Annotated in this window: 21 protein-coding genes; 6 read left to right on the forward strand and 15 right to left on the reverse strand. The window is 70.1% G+C overall.

Annotated elements, in window-relative coordinates; translation table 11 throughout:
* Positions 1 to 405 precede the first annotated feature (405 nt).
* On the reverse strand, positions 406 to 1,749 hold the full coding sequence (locus ACI2L1_RS26585; protein WP_404741871.1) for a UDP-glucose dehydrogenase family protein: 1,344 nt from the start codon (positions 1,747 to 1,749) through the stop codon (positions 406 to 408).
* Between the two features lie 178 nt (positions 1,750 to 1,927).
* On the opposite strand from ACI2L1_RS26585, the gene ACI2L1_RS26590 reads away from it, so the two are divergent.
* Both ACI2L1_RS26590 and ACI2L1_RS26595 read left to right on the forward strand, forming a co-directional pair.
* Positions 1,928 to 3,085, forward strand: a complete 1,158-nt coding sequence (locus ACI2L1_RS26590; protein ID WP_404741872.1) for an acyl-CoA dehydrogenase family protein — start codon at positions 1,928 to 1,930, stop codon at positions 3,083 to 3,085.
* A gap of 97 nt (positions 3,086 to 3,182) precedes the next feature.
* Positions 3,183 to 3,848, forward strand: coding sequence for a nitroreductase (locus tag ACI2L1_RS26595; RefSeq protein WP_404741873.1), 666 nt, complete (start codon positions 3,183 to 3,185; stop codon positions 3,846 to 3,848).
* A 48-nt stretch (positions 3,849 to 3,896) separates the two neighbouring features.
* On the opposite strand, the gene ACI2L1_RS26600 is transcribed toward ACI2L1_RS26595, so the two are convergent.
* Positions 3,897 to 4,463 carry an acyl-CoA thioesterase gene (locus ACI2L1_RS26600; RefSeq protein ID WP_404741874.1) on the reverse strand — a complete coding sequence of 189 codons (567 nt, stop codon included), beginning with the start codon at positions 4,461 to 4,463 and terminating at the stop codon, positions 3,897 to 3,899.
* Positions 4,464 to 4,582: 119 nt separating this feature from the next.
* Between ACI2L1_RS26600 and ACI2L1_RS26605 the strand changes: the two genes are divergently transcribed.
* Entirely contained in the window at positions 4,583 to 5,914 is a 1,332-nt protein-coding gene (locus ACI2L1_RS26605) for an LCP family protein (protein ID WP_404741875.1), read from the forward strand.
* Here the strand turns inward: ACI2L1_RS26605 and ACI2L1_RS26610 are convergent.
* From ACI2L1_RS26610 to ACI2L1_RS26625, 4 genes are all read right to left on the reverse strand, one after another.
* Positions 5,895 to 6,677, reverse strand: a complete 783-nt coding sequence (locus ACI2L1_RS26610) for a class I SAM-dependent methyltransferase (protein ID WP_404741909.1) — start codon at positions 6,675 to 6,677, stop codon at positions 5,895 to 5,897. The two genes, ACI2L1_RS26605 and ACI2L1_RS26610, sit on opposite strands and share 20 nt — an antisense overlap.
* Positions 6,678 to 6,875: 198 nt before the next feature.
* The gene (locus ACI2L1_RS26615; protein WP_404741876.1) at positions 6,876 to 7,238 is read right to left on the reverse strand and encodes a four-helix bundle copper-binding protein; all 363 of its coding nucleotides are present in this window, start codon (positions 7,236 to 7,238) and stop codon (positions 6,876 to 6,878) included.
* Positions 7,239 to 7,347: 109 nt separating this feature from the next.
* The gene (locus tag ACI2L1_RS26620) at positions 7,348 to 7,662 is read right to left on the reverse strand and encodes a hypothetical protein (protein WP_404741877.1); all 315 of its coding nucleotides are present in this window, start codon (positions 7,660 to 7,662) and stop codon (positions 7,348 to 7,350) included.
* Between the two features lie 47 nt (positions 7,663 to 7,709).
* Positions 7,710 to 9,170, reverse strand: a complete 1,461-nt coding sequence (locus ACI2L1_RS26625) for an LCP family protein (protein WP_404741878.1) — start codon at positions 9,168 to 9,170, stop codon at positions 7,710 to 7,712.
* 130 nt (positions 9,171 to 9,300) lie between these two features.
* Between ACI2L1_RS26625 and ACI2L1_RS26630 the strand changes: the two genes are divergently transcribed.
* Positions 9,301 to 10,329 (forward strand): glycosyltransferase family 2 protein, encoded by a 1,029-nt coding sequence (locus tag ACI2L1_RS26630; RefSeq protein ID WP_404741879.1) that lies wholly within the window; start codon positions 9,301 to 9,303, stop codon positions 10,327 to 10,329.
* Between the two features lie 6 nt (positions 10,330 to 10,335).
* Here the strand turns inward: ACI2L1_RS26630 and ACI2L1_RS26635 are convergent, their stop codons facing one another.
* The 6 genes from ACI2L1_RS26635 to ACI2L1_RS26660 form a co-directional block, all read right to left on the reverse strand.
* Positions 10,336 to 11,877: an LCP family protein gene (locus ACI2L1_RS26635; RefSeq protein ID WP_404741910.1), complete on the reverse strand. Its 1,542-nt coding sequence runs from the start codon at positions 11,875 to 11,877 to the stop codon at positions 10,336 to 10,338.
* Between the two features lie 379 nt (positions 11,878 to 12,256).
* Positions 12,257 to 13,990 (reverse strand): LCP family protein, encoded by a 1,734-nt coding sequence (locus tag ACI2L1_RS26640; protein ID WP_404741880.1) that lies wholly within the window; start codon positions 13,988 to 13,990, stop codon positions 12,257 to 12,259.
* 165 nt (positions 13,991 to 14,155) lie between these two features.
* Positions 14,156 to 15,751: an LCP family protein gene (locus ACI2L1_RS26645; protein ID WP_404741881.1), complete on the reverse strand. Its 1,596-nt coding sequence runs from the start codon at positions 15,749 to 15,751 to the stop codon at positions 14,156 to 14,158.
* 117 nt (positions 15,752 to 15,868) lie between these two features.
* Positions 15,869 to 17,614, reverse strand: coding sequence for an LCP family protein (locus ACI2L1_RS26650; protein ID WP_404741882.1), 1,746 nt, complete (start codon positions 17,612 to 17,614; stop codon positions 15,869 to 15,871).
* Positions 17,615 to 17,767: 153 nt separating this feature from the next.
* On the reverse strand, positions 17,768 to 18,952 hold the full coding sequence (locus ACI2L1_RS26655) for an LCP family protein (protein ID WP_404741883.1): 1,185 nt from the start codon (positions 18,950 to 18,952) through the stop codon (positions 17,768 to 17,770).
* 192 nt (positions 18,953 to 19,144) lie between these two features.
* Complete coding sequence (locus ACI2L1_RS26660; protein ID WP_404741884.1) at positions 19,145 to 19,879, reverse strand: TIGR03089 family protein; 735 nt, start codon at positions 19,877 to 19,879, stop codon at positions 19,145 to 19,147.
* A gap of 129 nt (positions 19,880 to 20,008) precedes the next feature.
* Between ACI2L1_RS26660 and ACI2L1_RS26665 the strand changes: the two genes are divergently transcribed.
* Together ACI2L1_RS26665 and ACI2L1_RS26670 are read left to right on the forward strand one after the other, a co-directional pair.
* Positions 20,009 to 21,454 (forward strand): N-acetylmuramoyl-L-alanine amidase, encoded by a 1,446-nt coding sequence (locus ACI2L1_RS26665; RefSeq protein ID WP_404741885.1) that lies wholly within the window; start codon positions 20,009 to 20,011, stop codon positions 21,452 to 21,454.
* Positions 21,455 to 21,604: 150 nt separating this feature from the next.
* Entirely contained in the window at positions 21,605 to 22,687 is a 1,083-nt protein-coding gene (locus ACI2L1_RS26670; protein WP_404741886.1) for a sugar phosphate nucleotidyltransferase, read from the forward strand.
* A 180-nt stretch (positions 22,688 to 22,867) separates the two neighbouring features.
* Here the strand turns inward: ACI2L1_RS26670 and ACI2L1_RS26675 are convergent, their stop codons facing one another.
* From ACI2L1_RS26675 to cofD, 3 genes are all read right to left on the reverse strand, one after another.
* Positions 22,868 to 23,875, reverse strand: a complete 1,008-nt coding sequence (locus ACI2L1_RS26675) for a DNA-3-methyladenine glycosylase family protein (RefSeq protein ID WP_404741887.1) — start codon at positions 23,873 to 23,875, stop codon at positions 22,868 to 22,870.
* Positions 23,876 to 23,939: 64 nt separating this feature from the next.
* Positions 23,940 to 25,274: a coenzyme F420-0:L-glutamate ligase gene (locus ACI2L1_RS26680; RefSeq protein ID WP_404741911.1), complete on the reverse strand. Its 1,335-nt coding sequence runs from the start codon at positions 25,272 to 25,274 to the stop codon at positions 23,940 to 23,942.
* A gap of 8 nt (positions 25,275 to 25,282) precedes the next feature.
* The gene (cofD, locus tag ACI2L1_RS26685) at positions 25,283 to 26,242 is read right to left on the reverse strand and encodes a 2-phospho-L-lactate transferase (protein WP_404741888.1); all 960 of its coding nucleotides are present in this window, start codon (positions 26,240 to 26,242) and stop codon (positions 25,283 to 25,285) included.
* Between the last annotated feature and the right edge of the window lie 15 nt (positions 26,243 to 26,257).

A 26,257-nucleotide genomic window follows, 5' to 3' on the forward strand; every position in this document is an offset into this window, starting at 1 on the left:
ATTCCCAACTCCTGGGAAAGCGTTCCCGAAATGTGGCGGGGATGTGGAGAATGGCCGCGGGCGCCGTTCCGGCCGGCTGAGCCCCGGCCGGAACGGCGTCCACCCATGTGCCGGCGAACCTGTCAGAGGAGTCCGGCGATGACGGCCGCGGCACCCAAGACACCGACATCCACATCGCGCCGTGCGCCTCGCCCGCCCGGTGCGCCGCGTCGCCCGCGCGGGCCTGTGCGACGACCACGTTGTCCGGGGCGACGACAGAAGCGACACCCGCACCGAACACTGACCTGAGCGCATCCGTACAGCCCGACCGTCAGGCGGAGGAGGCTGTGACATCAGCCGTTACGCGGCTTCTGGGACCTGCGTGCCGGCGCCCGTGGGCGCCGATGCGATCCGTCCGGACAGACCCTAGGCCCTCGGCCGCCCCATCGCCCGGTACGTCCACCCGGCCTTCCGCCACAGCACCGGGTCGAGTGCGTTGCGGCCGTCCAGGACGACCTTCGCCGCCGCGACCTCACCGAGCGCCGCCGGGTCCAGCTCGCGGAACTCGCGCCACTCCGTGAGGTGGAGTACGACGTCGGCGCCCCGTACCGCGTCCACGGCGGTGTCGGCGTAGGCCAGCGTCGGGAAGAGCCGGCGGGCGTTGGCCATGCCCTTCGGGTCGTACACCGTGACCTGGCCGCCCTGGAGGTGGATCTGCCCGGCGACGTTCAGCGCGGGCGAGTCCCGGACGTCGTCCGAGTCGGGCTTGAAGGTGGCGCCGAGCACCGCGACCCGCTTGCCGAGGAACGGCCCGCCGCCAAGTATCTGCCGGGCGAGCTCCACCATCTGGCCGCGCTGGCGCATGTTGATCGAGTCGATCTCGCGCAGGAAGGTCAGCGCCTGGTCGGCCCCGAGCTCACCCGCGCGGGCCATGAAGGCACGAATGTCCTTCGGCAGACACCCGCCGCCGAAGCCGATCCCGGCCCGCAGGAACTTCTTCCCGATCCGGTCGTCGTACCCGATCGCCTCCGCGAGCCTCGCGACATCGCCGCCGGAGGCCTCGCACATCTCCGCCATGGCGTTGATGAAGGAGATCTTGGTGGCGAGGAAGGAGTTCGCGGACGTCTTCACCAGCTCGGCGGTCGGGAAGTCGGTCACCACGAACGGCGTGCCCTCCGAGAGCGGCGTGGCGTACACCTCGCGCAACAGCTTCTCCGCGCGCTCGCTGCGCACGCCGGCCACGATCCGGTCCGGATGCAGCGTGTCGTCCACCGCGAAGCCCTCGCGCAGGAACTCCGGGTTCCAGGCCAGCTCGGCGTCGGCGCCGACGGGGGAGTGGTCGGCCAGGTAGTGGGCGAGCCGGTCGGCGGACCCCACGGGCACGGTCGACTTGCCGACGACGAGGGCCGGGCGGGTCAGGTGCGGGGCAAGGGACGCGATCGCGGAGTCGACGTACGACATGTCACAGGCGTACTCGCCGTGCTTCTGCGGGGTCGTCACGCAGACGAAGTGGATGTCGCCGAACTCGCCGACCTCGGCCCAGTCCATGGTGAAGCGGAGCCGACCGCTGGACCCCTCGATCCCGGCGACATGCTTGCGCAGCAGCTCGTCCAGGCCGGGCTCGAACATGGGGGCCTCGCCCCGCTCCAGCTTCTCGATCTTCTCGGGAACGACATCGAGCCCCAGCACCTCGAAACCGAGCTCGGCCATGGCCGCGGCGTGTGTCGCGCCGAGGTAGCCGGTGCCGATCACGGTGATCTTGAGGCTCATGGGGTCTCCAGAGAAGGTCTGCGCTGATGCGGTGCCCGAGCATAGTCGGGCCCTGTGACGGGCAGCTTTCCCGCTGTCGCCAAGCTCACGTATCACTCCCGTGGGCAGGCCCCTAAAATTTGAGTTACTTAACGGTAATTAGCACAGGCATCGCAGCGTCCTTGGAGCGTGAGAGACCTTGGCCGGATCGGCTGACTTCGACCTGTACCGCCCGTCCGAGGAGCACGACATGCTCCGGGACGCCATCCGCTCGCTGGCGGAGGCGAAGATCGCGCCGTACGCCGCGGCGGTCGACGAGGAGGCCCGCTTCCCGCAGGAGGCGCTCGACGCCCTGGTGGCCAACGACCTGCACGCCGTGCACGTCCCCGAGGAGTTCGGCGGCGCGGGCGCCGACGCGCTCGCCACGGTGATCGTGATCGAGGAGGTCGCGCGCGTCTGTGTGTCCTCGTCCCTGATCCCCGCGGTGAACAAGCTGGGCTCGCTCCCGGTGATCCTCTCCGGCTCGCCGGAGCTGAAGAAGAAGTACATGACCCCGCTCGCCAAGGGCGACGCGATGTTCTCGTACGCCCTCTCCGAGCCGGACGCCGGCTCCGACGCGGCCGGCATGAAGACCAAGGCGGTCCGCGACGGCGACCACTGGATCCTCAACGGCGTGAAGCGCTGGATCACCAACGCGGGCGAGTCCGAGTACTACACGGTCATGGCCGTGACCGACCCCTCGAAGCGCTCGAAGGGGATCTCGGCCTTCGTCGTCGAGAAGTCCGACGAGGGCGTCTCCTTCGGCGCCCCGGAGAAGAAGCTCGGCATCAAGGGCTCCCCGACCCGCGAGGTCTACTTCGACAACGTCCGCATCCCCGCCGACCGCATGATCGGCGAGGAGGGCACCGGCTTCGCGACCGCGATGAAGACCCTGGACCACACCCGCATCACCATCGCCGCCCAGGCCCTCGGCGTCGCCCAGGGCGCCTTCGACTACGCCAAGGGCTATGTCCAGGAGCGCAAGCAGTTCGGCAAGGCCATCGCCGACTTCCAGGGCATCCAGTTCATGCTCGCCGACATGGCCATGAAGATCGAGGCCGCCCGCGCCCTGACCTACCAGGCCGCGGCCGCCTCGGAGCGCCTCGACAAGGACCTCACCTTCCAGGGTGCCGCCGCCAAGTGCTTCGCCTCGGACGTGGCGATGGAGGTCACCACGGACGCGGTCCAGCTGCTCGGCGGGTACGGCTACACGCGGGACTACCCGGTGGAGCGGATGATGCGCGACGCGAAGATCACCCAGATCTATGAAGGCACGAACCAGGTCCAGCGGATAGTCATGGCCCGCAACCTGCCGTGACCCGCGTTGCTCTGCGAAGCCCCGGCCTCCTGGAGGTGCGGGGCTTCGTCGTTGGTGTGCTGAAGGATTGGTGTGCTGAGGGAGGGGACGGGACGACGTGGATGTGTACGAGGCCGTGAACAGCCGCCTGGCCGTACGGGCGTTCAGTGACGAGCCGGTGCCGAGGGAGACGCTCGAACGCGTGCTGACGGCGGCGGGGCGGGCCCCGTCGAGCGGGAACCTCCAGCCGTGGCAGGTGTACGTCGTGACAGGTGACCCACTGGCCGAACTGAAGAGGCGCGCCACCGCCAGGGCCCTGGCACGTGACCCGGGCGACGAGCGGGAGTACCCGATGTACCCGCCCGAACTCACCTCCCCGTACCTGGACCGCTTCTCCGCCGCGGCCGCCCAGCGCTACCAGGCCCTGGGGATCGACCGTGACGACCCCGACCGGCCCATGAGGATCGCGGCCCTGAACACGGAGGCGTTCGGGGCACCGACCGTGCTGTTCTGCTACCTCGACCGTGAGATGGGGCCCGGGCAGTGGGGTGATGCGGGGATGTACCTGCAGACGGTCATGCTGTTGCTGCGGGCGGAGGGCCTGCACAGCTGTCCTCAGGTGATGTGGACGATGTACCGCGAGACCGTCGGCCAGGTGGTCGGGGCCGGAGACGGGCTCGTGCTCTTCTGCGGTCTCGCGGTGGGACACGAGAGGGAGGGCGCCCCGCGGGCGCGGACCGGGCGGGCGGACCTGGCGGAGACGGTGAGCTTCGTCGGGGAGTGAGGGCTGAGACGGTGTGAGGGCCGAGAAGCCGTTGGCGCGCACCCGGGCTCAGTCGTCGAGTCCCTCCGCGGACCGCTTCTCCCGCAGCTCCATGATGGCCCGCCGCCTGGCCAGCCGATGTGTCCGGCGGATCTGGGCCTCCTGGTGGCGGCGCTCGTCCTTCTCCGTCTCCGGGACCACCGGTGGGACCCGGCGTGGCTTGCCGTCGGCGTCCACGGCCGCGAAGACGAGGTAGGCGGAGCCGACCTGGGTGGCGGGCGTGGACTCGTTCCAGCGTTCGGCGAGGACCCGGACGCCGACCTCCATCGAGGTCCGGCCGGTCCAGTTGACCTGGGCCTTCACATGGACGAGGTCACCGACGCGGACCGGTTCGAGGAAGGCCATCTCGTCCATGGAGGCGGTGACGGCGGGCCCGCCGCTGTGCCGCCCGGCCACCGCGCCCGCCGCGTCGTCCACCAGCTTCATGATCACGCCGCCGTGCACGGTACCGAGGAGGTTGGTGTCGGCCTGGGTCATGATGTGGCTCAGCGTGGTGCGGGACGCCGAGGTGGGCTTGCCCGGGATTTCCGGAGTACCCCGTTCCGTGCCTTCCGGGGCGGTGGCCTGGTCTGTCATGGCCTCCACCTTATGCCGTGATGACAATCGGGGAATTTGTGTCAGCTTGGCAACAGCGCTGCCCTGATTTTCCGACGACCCTTGTGAAGGGCACTGCAGGTACATGCACACTGGGGCCCATGAACGATTGGCCCGAGGGATGGTCCGGCGACAACCGCGGCGACCGGTACGGACGCGGCAGCGCGAGCGCACAGCCCGAGAGCGCCCGCGTGATGCGGCAGGTCCGCCGCGGTCAGGCGGCGCCCGGGCAGGGGGCGTACGGCCGACAGGGGCCGTCCGCGCCCCCGTACGGCAACAGCGTGCCTCCGCAGCAGCCGTCGTACGTCAACGGTCAGGGCCACGGCGGTGGCTATGACGGCGGCGACGGCTACGACAGCGGCTACAACACCGGCCAGGTCTACGGCTCCCCCGGCGGCGGTGGCCACGGCGGGCCCGGCGACCCGGGCGGCGTCCGGGGTCCGCGGCCCGCGCCGAACTGGCGCAAGCGGATCAAGTGGACCGCCATCGTCGTGATCACCGGGCTGATCGTGACGACCGTCGGCACCTACTTCTGGGCCGACTCCAAGCTCAACCGCGAGGTCGACCTGTCCAAGGTCATCGACCGGCCGGAGCAGGGCGAGGGCACGAACTACCTGATCGTCGGCTCCGACAGCCGCGCCGGACTGTCCTCCGAGCAGAAGAAGCAGCTGCACACCGGCTCCGCCGAGGGCAAGCGCACCGACTCGATGATGATCCTGCACACGGGCAGCAACGGCGACACGCTGATCTCGCTGCCGCGTGACTCGGACGTGGAGATACCGACCTTCGTGGGCTCCGAGTCCGGCAAGACCTACAAGGGCACGGGCCGGCACGTGAAGCTGAACGCCGCGTACGCCGAGGACGGCCCCGAGCTGCTGGTGCGCACGGTCGAGTACAACACCGGCCTGAAGATCGACCACTACGTCGAGATCGGCTTCGCCGGCTTCGCGAACATCGTGGACGCGGTCGGCGGTGTCGAGATCGAGATCCCGAAGGGCGGCATGAAGGACACCAAGTCCGGTGCCGACTTCAAGGCGGGCACGCAGACCCTGAACGGCGACCAGGCCCTCGCCTTCGTCCGCACCCGGTACGCGCTCGCGGGCTCCGACCTCGACCGCACGAAGAACCAGCAGAAGTTCCTCAACGCGCTCGCCAACCAGGTCGCCACCCCGAGCACCATCCTGAACCCCTTCAAGCTCTACCCGACGATGGGCGCGGGCCTGGACTCCCTGGTCGTCGACAAGGACATGGGCCTGTACAGCCTGGCCAAGATGTTCTGGGCGATGAAGGGCGTCAACGGCGGCGACGGCAAGTCCATGAACATGCCGATCTCCGGCTCCACCGGCGGCAACCTGGTCTGGGACAAGGCCAAGGTGAAGACGCTGGTCGACGAGCTGAAGAACGACGAGAAGGTCACCGTCTCGGGCAACTGAGCCCCGAGCCGAGCAGCGCGATGTGAGGCAGCGCCAATTCGCCGTTCCCCACGGCGAATTGGGCGCCGAGACGGTCGTACTCCCGCCGGATCCGTACGACGGTCTCCGGTTCCTGCGAGGTGACGACGAGTCCGATGCTGGCGACGCCACCGGCCGCCGCGCTCCACCACTCCTCGACTGCGGCTCGGTGGTCCCAGGCGAGTTCGACCGTCTCCGCCGCCATGAAGCCCGCCTCGCCGAGGAGTTGGGCGAGGCCCCCGGCCGTACGGGGCCAGTCCTCCGCCGGATCCAGCCGTGGGATGCAGGACGGGGGCACGGCCCCGCCCGCCTCACAGGCCCGGCCGAGGAGGTCCTGTCCGGCGCCGCGGTTCGCGCTCCATGTGGTGAGGGCGACACGGCCGCCGGGGCGCAGGACGCGGTGGAGTTCGGCGAGGGCGGCGCGGGGGCGGCCGACGTGGTTGAGGACGAAGTTGCCGACGACCGCGTCGAACTCGCCGTCCCGATAACGGAGTTCGGGCAACTCGCCGATGTGCGCGTCGACCCCGCGGGCGCGGGCCGCCGCCACCATGCCGGCGTCGGCGTCCACGGCGGTGACCTCGGCCCCGCGGGCCTGCGCGGCCAGCGCCGCCGTACCCGTCCCGGTGCCGACGTCGAGAACCCTCGTGCCCGCGCCGACCCCGGCCGCGTCCAGCAACTCCTCCACCGGGTGCGCACAGAGCCGCGCGAAGCTCCCGGCGTAGGCGTCGGTGCGGCCGTGCCACATCTGGCGCTCGGCGGCATCGAAGGCCTCGGTGGCGTCCGTCGTCGGGGGCGGCGGCTGGAAGAGCCGGTCCGAGGGCCGTCCTCGTGCGTCCCCGTACGGCACCGTCGCGTTCTCGGGTGAGGTCATGAACGCCAGGGTGCCCCACACATGATCGAGGGCACCCGGGCTGGTGCCCTCGATCCGGTCAGCCGGCAGGCGTCACATCGCCATGCCGGACATCGCGCGACAGGTCTGCACGCAGCGGCGACACGCCTCCGCGCAGCGCATCAGCCGGGGATCGTCCGGCACGGACATACACGCCTCGGCGCACATCTCGCACGCCTTGGCGCACAGCGCGCACATCTCGGCGTGCAGGGGCGAGCGGCGCATCATCATGTCCGCGCACACGCGGGTCATGTCGGCGCAGTCCATGAGCGCGCGCATGATCTGCATCTGGGCCTGGCCGCCCATCTGCATGACGACGCTCATGGTCTCCTCGCAGACGCTGTGGCACTCCATGCACGCCGCCACGCAGTCCTGCATCTCCTTGCTCATCACGGACATGTTCTCGGCCTGGGTCATGGCTCCTCCTGGGGGACGCGGGAGCCCGGGGTGGGCCCCGTTGCCTTCCGTCCTACGCCCGTCCGGCCCCGACCGCCACGCCGCTGACGTGATCGGGCCCCGGGCCGCATCAGTTCGGCTTCTCCCACACCGGCTCCGGCACCAGCCACCGTCCCACCCGGGCACGGTCGGTGAGCTCCTGCACCAGGGCGGTCCTGGCACGCGTACGCCCCCGGGGTCCGTACCGGAGGCGACGACCGCCCGCTTGAGCGCCGCGTACCGGGCCGCGTCCTCCGGGCGGGCGCGCAGGTGGTCCCGCAGGAGCCGCTGGTTGCGGGTGGGGCCAGGTCGTGAGGTCCACCACGTCCTCGTGGGGCCGGACGTGGGCGAGGTCGTCGACCGCGGCCATCAGGTACTCGGCGATGTGGAGGACGGTGTCGGGCACGCCACCATCCCGTGTGGGCCGCCCGACGACAGTTACGGGGTTTTCGCCTACGCGCACCCCACCTCGTCCCCGGTGACCACCCCGAACTCCCCTTGGAGCTCGTTCTCGGCCCGTACCTTCCGTACCCGTTCGAAGTCCTTGCCCGCGATGACCTTCAGCACCGGACCCTGTCCCTTCACCGCCCGGAGCCCGCTCCCTGGCAGCGCGGCTGCCAGGGAGCGGGCCGAGCGGTCCCAGCGGGGGTCGTAGGAGATGATCGTGCGCTTGACGGCGGGGGCGGTCGAGTTCACCGGGTTCCCCGTCGTACGGAATCCCGTCGACGCCAGCGCCGCGTCGAGCCGCTTGCCGAGCCCGCCCGTCGCCGTGCCGTTCTCGACCTGGACGCGGATCTGCTGCGGGGACACCGGGACCAGCAGCGCTTTGCTCTTCGGCTTGTGCACGGCCAGCGGCTTGTCCTCGCGCAGGGTCCTGAAGAGCTGCGAGGACTTCGCGGGGTCCCACTTCAGGGTCGACCCCACGCCCTTGACGACGTATCCCATCTGCCCGATCGGCACCGTCGTGAACTCCGACGACGAGGGGGAGAAGTTCCGCATCGCGCGGCCCAGGTCGAGCAGTTCGTCCGTGCCGAAGCCCTTGTCGGCGCGTACGGAGCCGAGGACCGCCCGGGTCACGTCGCGGAACTTCATGGGGTTCAGGAGGATGCCGGACGAGGTCGCCCGGTCGATCAGCGCCGCGAGGAATCGTTGCTGCCGTTTCATCCGGCCGAGGTCGGAGGACCCGTCGGCGTGCCGGGAGCGGACGTACTGGAGGGCCTGTCCGCCCACCAGCCGGTGGCGGCCCGGAGACAGGTTCAGGCCGGTGTACGCGTCCTTCAGCGCGTCGGCGCTGCAGATCTCGACGCCGCCGAGCACGTCCACCGTGCGCATGAAGCTGGTGAAGTCGACTTCCAGGTAGTGGTCGATCTTCACGTGGGTCATGTTCTCCACGGTCCGCACCGTCAGCTGCGGCCCGCCCTCCGCGTACGCCGCGTTGATCTTGAGGGGGTGGCCGCGGTGCCGTCCTCCTGTGGTCCCGTCGACGTGCGACGGCGTCATCGCGTACGAGTCGCGCGGCAGGCTCACCACGCTCGCCCGCTCCCGGTCCTCCGAGATGTGCACGATCATGATCGTGTCGGTGCAGCGGCAGGGCGCGCCGCCCAGCCGGTACTTCCGCCGCTCGGCCTCGGTGATCTTGTCGCGGCCGTCGGTGCCGACCAGCAGGACGTTCATACCGTGCCCGGCGCGCGGCCGGTTCTTCATGTCCTTGAAGGGGTCCACGCGCGCGATGTCCGCGTCGAGGCTGGTCATCACCGCGTGCCCGATCCCGGCGGAGGCCAGGACGACGACGGACAGCGTGGTCGCCGCCCGCATGGCCCAGCGGGGCCGTTTCCGTCGTACGGGGGGCCGGGCGGGCCGGCGTTGCGGAGGGCGAGGGCGGGTGGCGGAGGAGCGGGGCGGCGTGGCGGGCATGGGGGACACCTCCGCGAGGGCAGCCGAACGAGGGATCGTGAGCACCGTAGGTCCATACGATCTGCGACGACCGGCACCGCCCCGGGCGGGGCGCGGCGGTGTCCCCCGTTCGCGGTAACGTGAGCCCCCTATGAACGCCAAGCCCGACGTGCAGCTCCCCGCCGTATCTGTGATCATGCCCGTCCTCGACGAGGAACGGCATCTGCGCGGAGCCGTCCAAGCGATCCTCTCGCAGGAGTACGCCGGCGAGATGGAGGTCGTGATCGCCCTCGGTCCGTCCACGGACCGTACGGACGAGATCGCGGCCGAGCTCGTAGCCGAAGACTCCCGCGTCCACACCGTCCCGAATCCGACGGGCCGCACACCCGCCGCGCTGAACGCCGCGATCAAGGCCTCCCGCCACCCGGTCGTCGTCCGCGTCGACGGGCACGGCATGCTCTCGCCGAACTACATCGCGACCGCCGTACGGCTCCTGGAGGAGACCGGCGCGCAGAACGTCGGCGGCACCATGCACGCCGAGGGCGAGAACGACTGGGAGCACGCGGTCGCCGCCGCGATGACCTCGAAGATCGGTGTCGGCAACGCGGCCTTCCACACGGGTGGTGAGGCGCAGGCCGCCGAGACCGTGTACCTCGGGGTGTTCCGGCGCGAGGCCCTTGAGCAACAGGGTGGCTACAACGAGGAGTTCATCCGCGCCCAGGACTGGGAGCTCAACTTCCGCATCCGTGAGGCGGGCGGGCTGATCTGGTTCTCGCCCGAGCTCAGGGTGTCGTACCGGCCGAGGCCGTCCGTGAAGGCCCTCGCCAAGCAGTACAAGGACTACGGCCGCTGGCGGCACGTGGTCGCCCGCTACCACGAGGGCTCCATCAACCTGCGCTACCTCGCCCCGCCGACCGCCGTGTGCGCGATCGCGGCCGGGATCGTGGCCGGCGCCGCGCTGACCCCGCTCGGGTTCGTGATCCCGGGCGGCTACCTCGCGGCGATCGTCCTCGGCTCGCTGCCCGCGGGCAGGGGGCTGCCGCTGAAGGCACGGCTCCAGATCCCCGTCGCCCTCGCCACCATGCACATGTGCTGGGGTTACGGCTTCCTGACCAGCCCGCGTTCGCTGGCGAAGCGGGTCATAGCCTCGCGGCGGCCCGCGGTGCTCAACAAGGCGTGAGACACCTCACCATGTGAACCCCGGGTTCACATGCATGCAGGCCGAGTCGTCCGCCCCGTTGAGAGCCTCCGCCGTCTGCGGGGTGGTGTTGTCCTCCTTGGCCGCCTTGTACGTCGTACCCTCGCGCCAGTCCGCGCCCACGACGAGCGTGACGCCGGAGACATCGGTCGACTTCTTCACCGAACTCATGGGAATGCCCAGGGACTTGGCAACCGCCTGGGCATCACCCTCCAGCTCGGCGCTCGGAAAGCGGACGAGGGTCGTCGCCTCGCTCAGGGACCCCGCCCGGTCCGAGACCGCCTTGGTGTAGCCCTTCTTCACGAGCAGCCCGGCCACCGTGCTCGCGCGTCCGGTCGCCGCGGCCAGGGCGCTGGTGCGGGTGCCGTTCTGGACCAGGACCCCGATCTCGTCCTTCGCCGCGGCCGGGTCGTCGGAGGCTGCCTCGGTCTTCTCGGCGGTCGCCTTCTTCGCGTCCTTGCCGTCGAGCGCGATGTCCTCGCGCACCAGCCGGAAGAGCGTCTCGGCGTCCTCGGTGGGCTCCACGCGCGCACCGACGTAACGGTTCGGCATGGTCGTCATCGTGATGCGTTCCGGCTCGACCTTCCGCAGCTCGTTGCTGAGGTCGTAGAGCTCCTTGACGGTCCCGAGTCCCGAGTCGACGGTGATGGCCTTCGTGGCCTGCTCGGCGAGCTTGCGCAGCTTGTTCGGGCTGCTCAGGGTGGCGTTGTCGCGCAGCTCACGGACCATCGAGTTCATGTACATGTGCTGGGCCTTGGCGCGGGCGAGGTCGCTGCCGTCCTCGAAGCCGTAGCGGGTGCGCAGCCACTGGAGCGCTTGGACGCCCTTGACCGAGGTGGTGCCCTCCTTCAGCTTCAGACCGGAGCCGTGGCCCTCGCTGTCCCGGGAGTAGATGTTGGCGTCCACACAGACCGGGACCCCTCCGATGGCGTCCGCCATCGACACCACGCCCGAGAAGTCGACCATCATGAAGTGGTCGATGTGGATGCCGGTGAGCTCCTGCCAGGTGGCCACCGTGCAGCCGGGACCGCCGTGGCCGAGGCTCTGGTTGGCCATCACCCTGCCGTCGCTCGCCGCGTACACCTTGCCGTCGTCCGGGTCGGTGCACTTGGGGATCTTCACGAGGGTGTCGCGCGGCATGCTGACGACCGAGAGGTTGCTGCGGTCGGCGGACAGGTGGAGCAGCATCTGCACATCCGCGAGCGGGGTGGAGCCGAAGGTCTCCTTGGCGCCGCCGAGTTCCTGGTTCTCCTTGCTGTCCCGGGCGTCGGACCCGATCAGCAGGATGTTCAGGGGGGTCTGGCCCGCCGCGTTCGGCGTCGGCTCGGCGACCTTGTTGTCGCCCAGGTTCAGGTCGTCCTGCTCGATGTTGGAGTTCAGGTGCCGGTAGTAGAGGTAGCCGGTCCCGGCCACCGCGAGTATCAGCACCGCGAGGGTGGTCGCGGACCATCTGAGCACCCGGTGCTTGCGCGGTGCCCGCCGACTGCCCGGCCCACCGTCCCCCTCGGTTTCCGGCGCGACTTCCTGCACCCTGTATTGCGTTGTCAACGTTCCGTCCTCCCCACCCACCCCACCGGACCCGCGGTCATGCCACGGGCCCGCCGCACGTCTTAGACATACGACGGGGCCGTGAGGTTGCCCTACGAACCTGTGCGAGACCTGGGGGCCGGCTCGCGGTCCCCCGTGGACCTCGGAGCCTGTGTCACATCCCCGGCCGGGCGCGCGACGCCTGGCACGCACTGCCCCAGAGGGGGGACCCCCAGCCGCGTTGCCGAAACGCCCACGTGGCTCCGCCACGAGGACGCTCCGGCGCCTTGCGATCGCACGCTCCCCCACGCTCGAACAACCTCGCGCGGGGGGACCCCCATGACGCCGCGCGCTGATCCGGCCGGAGATGTGACACAGGCTCTCAGCTCGCGCACTGCACCTTGTCGGCCGTGGACTTCTCCACGTCCGGAGTGGCCGCCGTGGAGGAGTTGAGCTTCACGCCCGCCCCCTTGAAGTCCTTGCCCAGGGTCAGGGTCATGGTGGGCAGGCCCTGGGAGTTGGTGACGCTCTTGCCGGGCTTCAGCGCGGAGCCGGACAGGCCCATGATGTCCGCCAGACGGCGGGCCTGGTCGGCCTGGTCAGGGTCGTACTCCAGGGTCGTCCTCGCCAGCGTCGCCTCGGCGTTGCCCGCGTTGTCGGACTTGGTCACACCCGCCTCGGTCTGGAGGTAGGCGAGCTGCTGCTGTGCGCTGCCCGCCGCCGCACCGCCGTTGAGGATGCGCACCCGCACGTCGGAGGCGGCCGACTTGGTGCCCTTGAGGCGGGCGGCGACGGCAGCCGCCTCCTTCTTCTGCTGCGCCTTGACCTCGGTGAAGGAGACGTCGTTGTTGATCGCGTCGACGACCTGTGGAGCCCTCGACTCGTCGACGACCACGGTCACCGGGGTCGGCTCGGCGGGGTTGTCCTTGACCGGGATCGTCATGAAGCTGATGTTCTTCGTCGGCACCTTCTTCAGCTCCAGGGCGATGTCCTTGAGCGTGCCGACCTTGCCGATCGCCTCGTCCACGGTCAGTGCCTCGGTGGCGGCCTCCGCCAGCTTCAGCAGCTTGGTGGGGCTGGTGAGGGTGTCGCCGGAGGTCATCTTGCGCATCAGCGAGCCCAGGAACTGCTGCTGCACCTTGATCCGGTCCAGGTCGCCCTGGTTGCCGAAGGCATGCCGGGTGCGCACGAAGGCGAGGGCCTGCTCGCCCTCCACCGTCGACTTGCCGGCGGGCAGCTTGAGCTTGGACTGCTTGTCGTCGACGGCCTTCTCCACACAGACCTCGACCCCGCCCACCGCCGAGGTGAGGGTCTTCACCGCGTTGAAGTCGGCCATCACGAAGTGGTCGGGCTTGATCCCTATGGCCGCGTCGACCGTGCGCATCGTGCAGCCCGCGTCCCGGCCGCCCTGGCCGAGGCTGGTGTTGAAGCGGACGTCCTCCGTGCCCGCGACGACGTCCTTGGTGCCGTCCTCCTTGTTGGTCTCGCAGTCCGGGACGTCCACGATCAGGTCGCGCGGGATGCTCAGCGCGGTCGCGTTCGTACGGTCCTTGGAGACGTGCAGCAGGATGTTGGTGTCGGCATGGCCCACGCTGCCCGCGTCGCCGTAGCCCTCGTTGCCCTCACCGGTGCGCTTGTCGGTGCCGATGATGAGGATGTCGAAGGCCTCGTCCTTGCTGAAGCTGCTCGCGGCCGCGTCACCGACATCGGTCGTACCGACGTTGCCCTCAAGGTGCTTGAGGTAGAAGTAGCCCGTCGTGGCGCCGGCGACCAGCACGAAGGCCATGGTGCCGCCGGTCCAGAGCACGGCCTTCTTCGCCTTCGACTGCTTCTTGACCGGCCGGCGTCCGCGCCGCCCCGGCAGTGGCTCCTCGGGCGGTGCGCCTCGTCGCCTGCGCGGCGGCGGGACGTCCCGGCCGGGGGCCACCGGAGTGGTCGTACGACCGCTCGGCGCACCTGTCCTGCTCGGTGCGGGTGCGGCTCTGCGCGGACCGGGAACGGCCGGCTGCGGTGCGGAAGGGGCCAGCCGCAGTTCGTATTCGCCGGTGTTCGGATTGAGCACCCACTGGTCTGCGGGATCGACGTCGTCCGCCCGCCCACGGCCTTGTGCGTCCACGGTTGTCCGAATCCTCCGTCAGGGCCACGCGGCGATCGCTGGATCGCTCACACTATCGGCCCGGTTGGGCTTTGAGCGACGTGAGTTGTTCCTGTTCCGATTCTGTAAGTATGTACGTACGACCGGGTCGTCCCGTTCGGCATCCGGACCGGCTTGTTCGACCGGCTACCAGCGGTAGACCGAGTACACGTCCATGCACTGGCCGGTGTCCGAGCCGTTGATGGCGTCGGAGTTGCCCGGCAGATCACCGGCCTTGGCCGCGGACTGTTTCGGATACGCCGTCCCGGTGCGCCAGTCGGCTCCCACGACGAGGGTGACTCCGGACACGTCGGTCGACTTCTTCACCGAACTCAGTGGGATGCCGAGGGACTTGGCGATGCGCTGGGCGTCGCCCTCCAGGTCGGCGCTCGGGTAGCGCACGACCGTCCGGTCCTCGGAGAGCCCCGCGGTCGCGTCCTTGGACGCCTGCGAGAAACCTTTCCGCACGAGCGCCTGGGTGATCGTGCCCGCGCGGCCGCTCACCGGGCCGAGCGTGGAGCTCGCGGTGGCGTTCTGCACGAGGACGCCGATCTCGCCGTCCGGCGCGGAAGGGGCCTCGGTGGCCTCGGTGGTCTTCTTCGCCTTCGACGCCTTGCCGTTCTTGTCGAGGGACACGTCGTCGCGGAGCATCTCCCAGAGCTTGTCGGCGTTCGCGCCGTCGGGTATCACATGGTCTCTGTTCCGCGGGTCCTCGACGTTCGGCATCGTCACCGAGGTGATGCGGTCCGTCGGCACCGACTTGAGCTGCATGCCCAGGTCGTAGAGCTTCTTCACCGAGCCGATCTCCTCGGACACCTTCAGCGACTTCGTGGCCGCCTCGGCCAGGTCCATCAGCCGCGGGGTGTCGGTGAAGACGTTCTGCCCCTTCAGCGTGCGGATCATCGAGTTCAGGTACATGTGCTGGGCCCTGGCCCGCATCAGGTCGCTGCCCCAGGCGTGCCGGGTGCGCAGCCATTGCAGGGCCTCCTTGCCCTGGACCTTGTGCGTCCCCGCCCGCATCTTCAGTCCGGAGCCGCCGGGCACCGCGGCCGTCGGGCGGTCCCACACGTTCTGCCTCACACAGACGTTGACGCCGCCGATGGCGTCCGCCATCCGCACCACACCCGAGAAGTCGATCGTCATCCAGTGGTCGATGTAGACCCCGGTGAGGTTCTGCCAGGTGGCGAGCGTGCAGCCGGCGCCGCCGCGGGCCAGGGAGGTGTTGATGATGTCGGTGGTGGCCTCGTACGTCCTGCCGGTGTCCGGGTCCTTGCACTTCGGAATGTCGACCCGGGTGTCACGCGGAATGCTCACCATCGCGGCGCTCTTGCGGTCCGCGGACAGGTGGATCAGCATCTGCACATCGCCCAGCGGCGGGTTGCCGCGGTTGTCCCTGCTGCCGCCGAGCTTCACGTTCTCGGCGGAGTTTCGACTGTCCGAGCCGATCAGCAGGATGTTGAGCGGCGTCTGTCCGGCGGCGTTGGCCTCGGTCTTGTGCGCCTTGGAGTCACCGCTGCTGCGCTCGCCCTTGCGGATGTTGCCGTTGAGATGCCGGTAGTAGAGGTATCCGCCACAGGCGGACCCGAGTATCAGCACGGCGAGCGTGGTCGCGGACCATCTGAGCAGCCGGTGCTTGCGTCTGGCCCGCCGCCTCCCGTGCCGCCCGGATGTCTCCGGACCAGGCCCCTCGGACGGCCGGACATCCGGCCGCGTTTCCTCCCTCTGCACATCGCTGTGCGCCATCCCCTGTCTCCCCACCCTCACGCCGAACGAACGAAAAGACCTGCCGTGCGTCCCGTTAGACGCACGCCAGGCCTCTCAGGTCACCTCGGTCGGCGCACCCGATTTCCGGGGGTCACCTCACTTCGCGCACTCGACCTTGTCGGCCGTGGACTGCTGCACCCCCGCCGGTGCCTTGGTCGCCGTGGTGAAGGACACCCCGGCGCCCTTGAAGTCCTTGCCCAGGGTGAGGGTCATGGTGGGCAGGCCCTGGGAGTTGGTGACGCTCTTGCCGGGCTTCATCTGCGCCCCGGACAGACCCAGGATGTCGGCCAGCCTGCGTGCCTGGTCGGCCTGGTCGGGGGCGTACTCCAGCGTGGTCCTGCTCAGCGACGAGTCCGCGTTGCCCGCGTTCTCCGACTTCAGTACGCCTTCCTCGTTCTGCAGGTACTCCAGCTCGGCCTGTGCGCTGCCCGCCGCCGCACCGCCGTTGAGGATGCGCACCCGCACCTCGGACGCGGCCGACTTGGTGCCCTTCAACCGGGCCGCCTCATCGGCCGCCTCGGCGCTCTTCGACGCGCTCGCCTTCTGCTTGACCTCGGTGAACGACACATCGTTCTTGATCATGTCGAAGACCGTGGGCGCGGTGGAGTCGTTGAGGACGACGGTCGCCTTCACCTTCTCCGCCGGGTTGTCGACGACCGGCACGGTGGTGAAGGTGAGGTTCTTGACATTGAGCTTGCCGAGCTCCAGACCGAGGTCCTTCAGCTTGCCGATGCTGTCGAGATTGGAGTCGACGGTCAGCGCCTTGGTGCCCGCCTCCGCCAGCTTGATCATCTTCGTCGGGTCGGTGAGCGTGTCGTTCGACTTCAGCTTGCGCATCAGCGCGCTCAGGAACTGCTGCTGCAGCCCGATCCGGCTCAGGTCGCCGCCGAAGCCGACCGAGTGCCGGGTGCGCACGAACGCCAGGGCCTGTTCGCCCGAGATGGTGTGTTTGCCCTTCGACAGCTTGAGCTTGGAGTCTGCGTCGTCGATGTCCTTCGCCAGACAGATCTCCACCCCGCCGACCGCCGTGGTCAGCGTCTTGACCGCGTTGAAATCGGCCACCATGAAGTTGTCGGCCTGGACCCCGGTGAGCTCGGTGACGGTGCGCACCGTGCAGCTGGGGGTCCGTTCGTCCTGGCCCAGGCTCGTGTTGAAGCGGACGTTCTCGGTGCCCGGGATGACCTTGGTGCTGCCGTCCTCCTGCGTGGTCTCGCAGTCCGGCACATCCACGATCAGGTCGCGCGGGATGCTCAACGCGGTCGCGTTCGTACGGTCCTTGGAGACATGCAGCAGGATCGTGGTGTCCGCGTGCCCGACGCTGCCCGAGTCGCCGTAGCTCTCGTTGCCCGCGCCGGTGCGCTTGTCGGTGCCGATCAGCAGGATGTTGATCGCCTTGTCCGACTGGAAGCCGCCGGTGCTCGCACCGTCGTCGGAGACGGAGGTGATGTTCCCGTTGAGGTGCCGGATGTAGAGGTAGCCGCCGCCTGCCGCCGCGATCAGCACGAAGGCCATCGTGCCGCCGGTCCACAGCAGCGCCTTCTTCGCCTTCGACTTCTGCTTGACCGGCCGCCGTCCACGGCGCCCCGGCAACGGCTCCTCGGGCGGCGCGCCCCGCCGCCTGCGCTGCGGCGGCACGTCACGGCCGGGGGCCACGGGGGCGGTCGTACGACCACCGGGCGCACCCGCCCTGCTCGCGGAGGGCACGGATCTACGGGGGCCGGGAATACCCGACTGCGGTGCGGAAGGGGTCAGTCGCAGTTCGTATTCACCGGTGTGCGGGTTGAGCACCCACTGATCGGCGGGATCGATGTCGCCCGCCCGCCCACGGCCTTGTGCGTCCACGGTTGCTGAATCCTCCGTCGGCCGGATGCACCGGAGCGCTCACACTAGCCGTCCGATTCGCCGACAGGTTACGACGGTGACGAATTCCACGTCCCTACAACCGGGCAATCCGCCCATTTGCTCGGACACCGCTTCGCCGCCTTGGGCAATGCTTTACCCGCAGCTGCCCTCGGCGGCCGTGTTCCCGCGGAAGGTGGGCGTCCCGTCGCCCTTCTCGGATTCTTCATAGGCTCCTTCGTCATGAGAATGTTCTGAAACCTTTGGGGCTTTCTCCGTCACCTTCACCGGAGCGTCCTTGCGCAGCCGTTCGAAAAGCCGCCGGGCCTCGGGTTCCGCGAGTTGATCACGATTGGCGTCGTAGACGTACGACTCCCGCGGCACGGTAAGGAATTGCACACGCTCCGTGGGGATGTCCCTCAGTCCGCGCACGAGTTCGTACAGGCCCCGCAGACTCGCCAGGTCGGGATCGGTGGTGAGCGAGGAAGTCGCCGCGTCGAGCACGGGAAAGAGCTTCACCGGATTCAGCAGTACGTCATTGCTCTGCACCTTCTTGACGAGCGCCCCGAGAAACCGCTGCTGACGGTCCATCCGTTCGGTGTCGCTGCCGTTGCCGAGGGACTTGCGGGCGCGTACATAGCCGAGCGCCTCTTCGCCGTCGAGCGTCACCCGCCCCGCGGGAAGCCGCAGCTTGGCCGCCTTGTCGTTGATCGGCTCGTCGAGGCAGACGGTCACCCCGTCCACGGCGTCCACCATGTCCTTGAAGCCGTGGAAGTCGACGACCATGTGATGATCCACGCGAATGTTCGTGAGTTTCTCGACGGTCCGGATCGTGCAGGCCGAACCACCCTTCTGGAAGGCGTGGTTGAACATCGCGAACACGGGCTCGCTACGGGTCCCGTCCGGCTCCCGGCAGGCCGGCACGTCCACCATCAGATCGCGCGGCAGCGACACGGCGGTCGCGGTGCGCCGCCCGGCCGACAGATGCAACAGGATCGTGGTGTCCGACCGCTCGGTCCCGGAGTCCCGCCCGTAGCGCGCGTTCCCGTCCCCCGACCGCGAGTCCGACCCGATCAGCAGAATGTTCTGCGCGTCCTTCACCAGCGCGGTCGGCCGCTCCTTCTCGTACCGGGCGAGCTCGGCGGCGGCCGCGTCATCGGGTGTGATGTTCCCGTCGAGTGCGGCGTAGAGCCCCCACCCGGTCCCGACGGCACCGACGACGAGCAGCACGGCCCCGAGCCCGCCGTACCGGACCCACCTGCGCCGCCGCCGCCGTACGAGCCCTTTCCCCGTCGCGGACGAACCGGCGCCGGGACCGAGGGTGCGTGCGCTGTGGGTCACGAGTCGGCCCACCCCTCATGGCATAGGAATCTGTTCCTACGACCATGGCGCGAACCGGGTGCGGGGGCGGCCCGGTACTGATCCATCCGGGTGACTGTCCCCACCTGGGGGCGCGGGGCTGTGTCGATGGGCGGCTCCGCCGCGCGGGGGCGACCAGCCACAAAGCACCCGCACCCGGCGTCGAACGTCAGCTCATCGACGAGTGGCCGTGACCCGCTCATCCTCGATCCGCTTGGCGAGGGCCTCCTCGTCCAACCGCTCCAGATGCCGGCACAACACCACGGACCCCCCTGTGGCGAGCGGCCCGAACAGCCCGGCGCACGCCCCGTCCCACGTGTCGTACGGCAGCCCCGACAGCACTCGATCCGCTGTCCCCTCGGCCCGAGCCCGCTCCACGACCTCCGCCGCACTGAACTCCCGCCCGGCCACGATCAACGCGGGCTCCTCCGGATCCACCGGAGCGAAGGGGGCGAAACGGTCCCCCTGACTCGGTACCTCCACGGCGTAGTCCATGAACCCGTCCGGCGGCTGCGGGAACCGCCCGCCCAGCGGCCGTAGTGCCAACGCGACCCGCTCCCCGGAGCACGCCCGGGCCGCCTCCAGGGAATCCGGCCCGCTCACCACGACGTCCGCCGCCGAGGGGTCCCCGCCGAGGTCCGCGACGACTCCCACCGACGCACACGCCAGCAACCACACCGCCGTCTGCCAGTGCGCGGGCAGCAGCAGCACCACCCGGTCGCCCGGCGCGGCCGCGAGGTCGTCCTGGAGGAGGTTCGAGGTCTTGGCCACCCAATTGGCGAAGGTGGCCACGGACAATTCGACACGTTCACCCGTGGCGTCGTCGTAGAAGGTCACCAGGGGGCGTCCGGGGTCCGCGGCGAGCGCGGAACGCAGCAGGTCGGCAGGGGTGCGATCGGTGGCGTTCACCCGCAGAAGCGTACGCGGGCGCACGGCAGGACACCTCCGTGCGGGGCCACCGGTTCGGCGGAACGGCACCCGACGGGCCGTCAGTTCCCCGATGGACAGATTTATATGACTATGTCCAAGATCGGGAGCATGCGTGGACTTCTTGCTTCCTCGATCGGCGTCACCTGCGCGGCCGCCCTCGCCCTGCCCGTCACCTCACCCGCGCCCGCGCTCGCGCTCTCGGCGAGACCGGCGTCCCCGGCGACCGCGAGACCGGCGCCGGTCGCGGAGGCCCTCGGCGGCACCCAGTCGCTGCCGCTCGCGCCCCTCGCCCCCCGCGACCGCACCCTCGCCCCGACCGCCGAGCACGGCCTGCCCCGCCGGGACGTGGGTCACTTCTCCCTCGTGGGCGTGATCTGGGACGACCCGGACACCGTGCTGCACGGCAGCGTCCAGGTCCGCACCCGCGCGGCCGGCTCGCACACCTGGTCCGGTTGGCAGGACCTGGAGACCCACAACGACGACGCCGCCGACCCCGGCACCGCCGAGCGCACCTCCGGCCGCGTCCACGGCGCCACGGCACCGCTGTGGGTGGGGGACTCGGACGGAGTGGAGGCACGCGTCCGCGCCGAGGTCGACCGCAGGACCGAGGACACCGCGCGCGGCCCCCGTACGGCGACGACGATCTCCCCCCTCCCGAAGGGCCTGCGTCTGGAACTGGTGGACCCGGGGGAGAGCGCGCCGGCGCTCGGCGCACGGGAAGCGGCGGCAGCGGGCGCCCCCCGGCGCAGAGCCGCTCAGCCCTCCGCCCTCACCGTCGCACCGGCCGAGGCCCTCGCCGAGGCGGACGCGTCCGCCGCAAACAGGGGCCTGTCCGGTCTGTCCGGCCCCGCCGTCGCCGAGATCCCGGCGCTGAACCGGAAGCAGACCGAGGAGGAACTGTTCGCCCTGCGCGCGGGGGAGTTGACGGAGCAACGGCGGGTGAAGCCGTACATCGGACCGCGTCCACGCATCGTCACCCGGCGCGGCTGGGGCGCCGACGAGAAGCTGCGCGAGCGGAAGTTCGTCTACACCAAGAAGGTCAAGGCGGCGTTCGTGCACCACACGGCGTCCGGCAACGGGTACCGCTGTGCCCAGGTGCCCTCGCTCATTCGCGGTATCTACCGCTACCACGTCAAGAGCATGGGCTGGCGCGACATCGGCTACAACTTCCTCGTCGACAAGTGCGGAAACATCTACGAGGGCCGGGCGGGCGGTGTGGCGAAGCCGGTCCTGGGCGCCCACACCCTCGGTTTCAACACGAACAGCGTGGGGATCGCCGTCCTCGGCAGCTACGGCTCCAAGAAGCCGCCCGCCGCGGTGACGAAGGCGGTGGCGCGGCTCACCGCGTGGAAGCTCGGTCTCCATGGCGTCAATCCGAAGGGAACGACGTACCTGAAGTCGGGCGGTGGCAACCTCTATCCGAAGGGTAAGAAGGTTCGACTGAACGTGATCTCCGGCCATCGGGACGGCTTCGCCACGGAGTGCCCCGGACGGCAGCTCTACCGCAAGCTCGGCTCCACCCGCTCGACTGCGGCCCGTCTCCAGGGGCGCTGAGCATCGGGGGCTCGTACCACCCGTTTCACCGCCGTCGGGGGGCAGGCGCGAAATGCCGCACGGCCGTCGAAGGCACCGCACAACGGTCTGCATACACTGGCCGGTCGAAAGGCAGTTCGGGCCGGTCCCGGCAGGAAGCGGAGACGACAGGTGACAGAAGCGATCCTCCTGGTCGGCGGCAAGGGCACGAGGCTGCGGCCCCTCACGGTCCACACCCCGAAGCCCATGGTCCGTGCGGCCGGCGTCCCCTTCCTCACCCACCAGCTGGCCAGAGCGAGAGCGGCGGGCGTCGACCACATAGTCCTCGCGACGAGCTACCTCGCGGAGGTCTTCGAACCGCACTTCGGCGACGGCTCGTCCCTGGGGCTTCACCTGGAGTACGTCACCGAGGAGGAGCCCCTCGGCACGGGCGGAGCGATCCGCAACGTGGCCGCCCGACTGCACTCGGCCGCCGACGACCCGGTGCTGGTCTTCAACGGCGACATCCTGACGGGCCTGGACATCGGGGCGCTGGTGCGCACCCACGAGACGACGGGCGCCGACGTCTCCCTCCACCTCACGAAGGTGACGGACCCCCGGGCCTACGGCCTGGTCCCCACGGACGAGACGGGCCGGGTCCTCGCCTTCCTGGAGAAACCCCAGACCCCCGAGGAGATCGTCACCGACCAGATCAACGCGGGCGCGTACGTCTTCCGCCGCTCGCTCATCGACACGATCCCGCAGGGCCGCCCGGTCTCGGTCGAACGCGAGACCTTCCCCGAACTCCTTTCGGCCGGAGCCCATCTCCAGGGCATGGTGGACTCGACGTACTGGCTGGACCTCGGCACCCCGGCCGCCTTCGTCCGTGGCTCCGCCGACCTGGTCCTGGGCCGGGCCCCGTCACCCGCGGTTCCCGGCCGCTGCGGCGACCGCCTGATCCTCCCCACGGCCAGAGTCGCCCTCGACGCGAAGCTGACCGGGGGCACGGTGGTGGGAGAGGGCGCCTACGTCGCGGAAGGCGCACGAGTCTCCGGCTCCACGATCCTCCCGGGCGCCGTGATCGAACCGGGCGCGGTGATCACCGACTCCCTGATCGGCACCAGGGCCCGAGTAGGCGAACGCTCCGTCCTCACCGGCACGGTCATCGGCGACGGCGCGGTCATCGGCGCCGACAACGAGCTGCTGGACGGCACGAGGATCTGGTGCGACGCCCGGATCCCGGCGGGGGCGGTCCGCTTCTCGTCGGACCAGTGAATCTGTCGGTGTGCTGAGGAGCGCCGGTCCGCGAAATTCAGCCCCTCCGGCGTTTGAGGAGCGGGGGTCCAGGGGGCGGAGCCCCCTGGGAGGCGGGGTCTAAGGGGCAGCGGCCCCGGGAGGATGGGACGGGTAGGGGCGGCGGGGGCGAGAAAAACCCGACCCCCCTGGAGGACACCGTCACAACCGCCCGATGTCCCCCCGAGTCATCCGCGGAGCCCGCCTCGCCGGCGTACGCCCACTCAACAGAATCAACCGAGCCGCCCGATGCCGCTGCCCCGCATACGGCTCCAGCAACTTCAACATCACCGAATCGTCCGCATCCCGATCCCCCGCCAGCGCAAACCCCACGATCCCCGGCAGATGCAGATCCCCCACGGTCACCGCATCCGCCGCCCCATGACTCCGCTGCACCACCTCCGCGGAGGTCCAAGGCCCCACCCCCGGCACCACCTCCAACCGAGCCTGCGCAGCCGACGGCGACATCCCCACCGCCTCCTCCAGCCGCGCAGCCACCCGCACCGCCCGCAGAATCGTCGAGGCCCGTTTGTTGTCCACGCCGGCCCGGTGCCACTCCCACGACGGAATCAACGCCCACGCGCGAGGCGACGGCATCACCCACAACCGCCCACCCGCCGCGGGCCCGGGCGCAGGCTCCCCGAACTTCCGCACCAGCAACCGCCAGGCCCGATAAGCCTCGTCGGTCGTGACCTTCTGTTCCAGCACGGACGGAATCAACGACTCCAGCACCAACCCGGTCCGCGTCAGCCGCAACCCCGGCCGTCGATGCCAGGAATGCGCGACGATCCGATGCCGGGGCACGAACGCCGAAGGGTCGTCGGCGGCCCCGAGCATCTCCGGCAACCGCGAGAGCAGCCACTCACCCCCCGGCCCCCACGCCTCCCCGCGCACCTCACCGCCGTACACGGAAACCCGCAGGGTGCCGGGCCCGACCGGCGTACGACTGGCCCGCCACACGGACCCGTCCGGCATCGCCCTGAACGTGGGATCACCCGGCCCCCGCCTGAGCGCCCCGAGCACCAGCCCGAGCTCGACGGGCCAATCCGGCACCCAGACCCGCACCCGCCCGGCCTCCACCGGCGCCGCCCCCCGCCGCGCGGCAGGCACGACGACCTCCCCACCGCGCACCGTCGTACGCGTGGGCCGCGGAGCGAAACGTCCTGCCACGAATGAAGTCCTGGGGTACGAGAGAAACCGGGAGAGGGAGAAGCCCTATGACACTAGACGCATCTCAGCGCACCTCGATGAAACTCCCCGCATCCCGCTCCGGCCGGGGCCGCGGCTCCTCCGCCGGATGCCCCACCGCCACCGCGCCCATCGGGTCCCAGCCCTCCGGCAGCCCGAGCACCTCGCGCACCACGTCCCGGCAGAACATCGTGGACGACACCCACGCCGACCCCAGCCGTTCCCCGGCCAATGCCACGAGAAGGTTCTGCACCCCCGCACCGGCGGCGACGACGAACATCTCACGCTCGGCCCCGTCCCGCCGCACATCGCCGTACGTGTGCGACCCGTCCATCACCAGACAGGGCACCACGAGATACGGCGCGTTCCGCAGGACATCGCCGCGCCGGACCCGCTTGGCTATGGACTCCTCGGACTTCCCGTCCCGCCGCAGATCGGCGACCCAGGCGTCCCGCATGGCGTCCAGCAGCCCGGTCCGCGCACCCTCGGACTCCAGCAGCACGAACCGCCACGGTGTGGTGTGGTGCGGCGCCGGCGCGGTGACGGCCGCGGCGACGGCCCGCCGTACGGCGCCGGGGTCGACCGGTTCGTCCGTGAAGGCCCGTACGGTACGGCGCTGGGTGACCGCCTCCCGGACCGCCTCCGAGGTCCCGAGCCGGAACATGTCGTCGCGCGCGTCGCGCACCATGGCCCGCGCCCCCTCCCCGTGCTCCTCGGCCACCACATGCCCCAGCCCGCGCACAACGGCGACGGGCAGCCCGGCGGCCTTGCCCTTGACGAGATCCCCGGCCGCGGCCAGCTCGTCGGCCGTCGCCACGACGGTCGCGCTGAGCGGATTGCCGTACGCGTCCCTCCCGCCCCGCAGATCGTCCAGCACCCGCACCCCGGCGGCGCCGATCGCGACATCGGTGAGCCCGGCGCGCCAGGGCCGCCCGAAGGTGTCGGTGACGACGACCCCGACGGCGACTCCCAGCGCGTCCCGCAGCCCGTCCCGTATCGCCCGCGCGGACATGTCCGGGTCCTCGGGCAGCAACAGCACGGTCCCCGAAGGGGTGTTGGACGCGTCCACCCCGGCGGCGGCCATCACGAGCCCCTGCCGGTTCTCGACGATCCGGAGCGGCCCGCGCCGCGCCACGACCCGTACGGTCTCGGCGTCGATCGCGGCCTCCCGGTCGCCCGCCTCGACGACCCGCCCCTCCGCCTTGGACACGATCTTCGACGTGACGAGCAGCACGTCCCCGTCGACCAGCCCCGGCTCGGCGGCCGCGATCAGTTTGGCGAGGTCGTCTCCCTGAGTGACCTCGGGCATCCCGGAGACGGCCCACACACGGTAACCATCCGCCCCCGGAGTTTCCCCTGCTCCCCGTGCCCCGTCCGACACCACGCCGCTCAAGCTGCGCGCACCTCCTCCGCCAGCTCCAGTGCCTCCCGGGCCATCCGCGCGGTCGCGTCGAGGTCGGTCATCATCAGCGGTACGGCCCGGCAGCGGATGCCGTCCGACTCGATCCGCTCGACGGTGCCGGCGTCCACGGTGTCGACGAGCCAGCCGTCCAGCAGTCCCGAGCCGTAGTGTTCGGCGACTGCGGCGGCGGTGGACTCGACGCCGACCGCCGCGAGGACCTTGTCGGCCATACCGCGCACGGGCGCGTCACCGACGATGGGGGAGAGGCCCACCACCGGTACCCCGGCCTCGGCGATCGCCTCACGGATACCGGGCACGGCGAGGATCGTGCCGACGGACACCACAGGGTTGGACGGCGGGAACAGCACGACGTCCGCCTCGGCGATCGCCTCCAGGACGCCCGGCGCCGGCTTGGCCTGCTCCGCGCCCACCGGAACGACCGCGTGGGCCGGCACGGACGCCCGCAGCCGCACCCAGTACTCCTGGAAGTGAACGGCCTTGCGCTCACCGTCGATCTCGACCGCGACATGCGTCTCGACCCGGTCGTCGGTCATCGGGATCAGCCGCACCCCCGGCTTCCACCGGTCGCACAGCGCCTCGGTCACCGCGCTCAGCGGATACCCGGCACCGATCATCTGCGTCCGCACGATGTGCGTGGCGAAGTCCCGGTCCCCGAGCCCGAACCACTCGGGCCCGACCCCGTATGCCGCGAGCTCCTCCTTGAGGTGGAAGGTCTCCTCGGCACGCCCCCAGCCCTGCTCCTCGTTGATGCCGCCGCCGAGCGTGTACATCACCGTGTCGAGGTCCGGGCAGACCTTCAGCCCGAAGAGGTGGATGTCGTCCCCGGTGTTGCCGATGACCGTGATGTCCGCGTCCGGCGCGGCCTGCTTCAGACCGCGCAGAAAACGGGCACCACCGATGCCGCCTGCCAGAACCACGATTCGCATGGAAGCCAGTCTTGC

Source organism: Streptomyces sp. NPDC019531 (assembly GCF_044903305.1).
Taxonomy (GTDB): Bacteria; Actinomycetota; Actinomycetes; order Streptomycetales; family Streptomycetaceae; genus Streptomyces.